The sequence below is a fragment of the Neorhizobium sp. BT27B genome (genome assembly GCF_050455485.1).
Lineage (GTDB): Bacteria > Pseudomonadota > Alphaproteobacteria > Rhizobiales > Rhizobiaceae > Neorhizobium.
Genome location: NZ_JBCIYT010000034.1, coordinates 1 through 2,537 on the forward strand (window position 1 = coordinate 1; position 2,537 = coordinate 2,537).

Below are 2,537 nucleotides of genomic sequence, written 5' to 3' on the forward strand. Positions count from 1 at the left end.
GTAAGCGCGATTTTCCATGCACCTTGCCGTAGGCGGCATCTCTGAACCAGCGCCTTTTCGAAGCGATATCCTGGTCTGTCAGGCAGCGGAGGCCTTGGAGAAGTTGAAGGGCATTAGGTCGCCGATGTCGGCATTCTCGTCGCGCTGCGGCAACTCAGTGAGCACATGGCGCAGCCAGATGAGTGGGTCGACGCCACAGGCGCGGCAGGTCAGCATCAGACTGTAGATCACGGCGCTGGCCTTTGCTCCGTCAGCGGTGTCGCTGAACAGCCACGATTTTCTTCCGGTCGCAAAAACTCTGATGTCGCGTTCCAGAATGTTGTTATCGATCGGCATCCTGCCGTCGCTGATGTAGCGCGTCAGGTAATCCCATTGGTTCAGGGTGTAGGAGACGGCATCACCGAGCTTGGTATCTGGCACGACCTTCGGCGCGATATTGTCGAGCCATGACTTGAGTGCGTTCAGGACAGGCAAGCTGTGCTGTTGTCGGAAACGGCGAATGCAATCGGCCTGCGTTTCACCGGCGTTGGGCTTGCTCTCTCGCGCCTGCTTTTCGATCCTGTAGAGCTGCTCGAAGAACCGGAGCGCCTGTTCCGGTGGTCCGCCTCCATTTTTCCGGGTTTTGAGAGCCTCGACGAAGCGTCGCCGTGAATGAGCCATGCATCCGACATGGGTTGCGCCATGCAATGTGCGCCAGGCTGTGTAGCCGTCGCTCACCAATATGCCGCGGTAGTCGCCGAGAAAGGTCTTCGGGTGGACCTGACCGCGGCCCGGTTGATAATCGAGAAGCACGATCGGCTCGGCGCTGGCCTCGCTGCTGCGGTATGCCCACATGTAGGAGGTGCTGGTGGCTTCCTTGTTCTTTTCCTTCAGCACCTGAACTGTCGTCTCATCGCCATGAATGAGAGGCTGCGACTGAAGCTTCAGCCTCAGCACATCGTAGATGCGATGCAGATGCCTCTCGCTTGAACCGATCACCCAGTGCGCGAGAGCACCCCGGCTGATCGGAACGCCGGCCCGTTTGAACGTTTGCGCCACGCGGTAGAGCGGTGTGCCGTCGACGTATTTGTGGACGAGCGCGAAGGCCAGCGTCGAGGCGGTGGCGATGCTACCCGGCAAGGGTTGCGGCGGCATCGGTGCGATTACCACAGGCGTGTTGATCCCGGTGCGGTCGCAATGGCGGCAGGCGTATTTGAACCGCACATTCTGCAGAACCTTAGCCTTGACCTCGATATGGAGCTGCTCGGTCACGGCCTCGCCCATACGATGCATTTGGCCATTGCAACAAGGGCAAGCTTTCTGATCGTCAGGAAGGTCGTATTCGACACGCTCGCGCGGCAAGTCTTCCGGCAGAGGTCTGCGGCCTCGCTTTTTAACCGCGACACTCTCGACTGCTGGCAGGCCTGTATCCGGGAGGTCGGCGACGTCGTCGCCATCGTCAGGATCATCCGCGTCTGCGGCCTCTTCGGCTTCGTTGAAGAGGCGATCGACGTGCTTTTCGCTGCGGGGTGCAAATCGATGCAGCCTTGCGAGCGCCAGTTCTTCTTCCAGCTTGACGACCCGTCGCGAGAGCACTTCCTTCTCGGCCTTGAGCGCAGCGATTTCGGCGGCATTTGCCGCCAACTGCGCCATCAGCTCTGCTACATCAGGTTCGCCGGCTCGGGTCATCCCGGTTTTGAATCTGAACCGCGTAGCCGCGTCAACAGATCAATGCGCCACCTCAGCCGGCGATCTGATATTGCCGCACGGGATGGCGGATCATCGCATCGATATCGATCCCGTCGAGAATCCAGTGCAGTTGCTCGGTCGTCAGTGTAACCACCGCCACCTCTCGGCGCGGCCATCTAAACTTATCCTCCGTCAACCGCTTCAGCACGAGCACAAAGCCTGACCGATCGAAGAACAGCAGCTTCATCCGGTCACGTCGGCGATTGCAGAAGGCAAACACCGCAGGGGCAAACGGGTCCAATGCCATCGTCTCCTGGACCAGAACCGCAAGGCTGTTGATGCCGGCCCGGAAGTCGATCGGTTCCCGATGCAGGTAGACCTTCAGATCAGCGCCCAGTCTGAACATGACCCAACGCTCCGATTATCGCCGTCAATCCTTTGAGATCATTGCACTCCAGCGTCAGTCTCACACCATTGGGCAGTGACGCGCTCACCTTCGCTGGAGAGGAAAGAGGACCGTTCCTGTCGGTTCTCGGCAATCGCTTTTCGCGATCCACCGCAGGCATCTCAATGTCGAACTCCCTGCTGGAAGCGGCGACCTGAACGGGGACAAACGCAGATATCGAAGACGGCGATAATGGATAGGTCTGGGTGTGCTTCCTGATCCATTTCCAAACGAGGTTCGCATTGACCCCATGTTCTCGCGCTAGTTTCGATACCGATGCGCCGGGCTCAAGGCAGGCAGCAACAAGGCGATCCTTCGACCCTTGATCGAAGCGGCGTCTTCCATTCCGACCGACCAGCCGTACCGCGAGCTTTTGACCTTCATCCATAACTTGGTGTCCACCTCTTTTTAAGTGGACACCACA

The 2,537-nt window shown here is 58.8% G+C and carries 3 protein-coding genes; all 3 read right to left on the bottom strand.

The genetic code is table 11. From position 1 onward, the window contains the following. Window positions 1-78 precede the first annotated feature (78 nt). From tnpC to tnpA, 3 genes are read right to left on the bottom strand one after another with little or no spacing between them, the layout of a single operon-like run. Window positions 79-1,668, bottom strand: coding sequence for an IS66 family transposase (gene tnpC / locus AAIH70_RS30890; RefSeq protein ID WP_430038160.1), 1,590 nt, complete (start codon window positions 1,666-1,668; stop codon window positions 79-81). A 52-nt stretch (window positions 1,669-1,720) separates the two neighbouring features. Continuing rightward, entirely contained in the window at window positions 1,721-2,074 is a 354-nt protein-coding gene (gene tnpB / locus AAIH70_RS30895; protein WP_112507472.1) for an IS66 family insertion sequence element accessory protein TnpB, read from the bottom strand. Further along, window positions 2,055-2,501 (bottom strand): IS66-like element accessory protein TnpA, encoded by a 447-nt coding sequence (tnpA, locus tag AAIH70_RS30900; RefSeq protein WP_430038163.1) that lies wholly within the window; start codon window positions 2,499-2,501, stop codon window positions 2,055-2,057. Before tnpA ends, tnpB begins: the two co-directional genes overlap by 20 nt. Window positions 2,502-2,537: the final 36 nt, after the last annotated feature.

Bases quoted from the DNA above. Each gene is read 5' to 3' on its own strand.
- tnpC (WP_430038160.1), bottom strand. From the start codon at position 1,668: ATGACCCGAGCCGGCGAACCTGATGTAGCAGAGCTGATGGCGCAGTTG.
- tnpB (WP_112507472.1), bottom strand. From the start codon at position 2,074: ATGTTCAGACTGGGCGCTGATCTGAAGGTCTACCTGCATCGGGAACCG.
- tnpA (WP_430038163.1), bottom strand. From the start codon at position 2,501: ATGGATGAAGGTCAAAAGCTCGCGGTACGGCTGGTCGGTCGGAATGGA.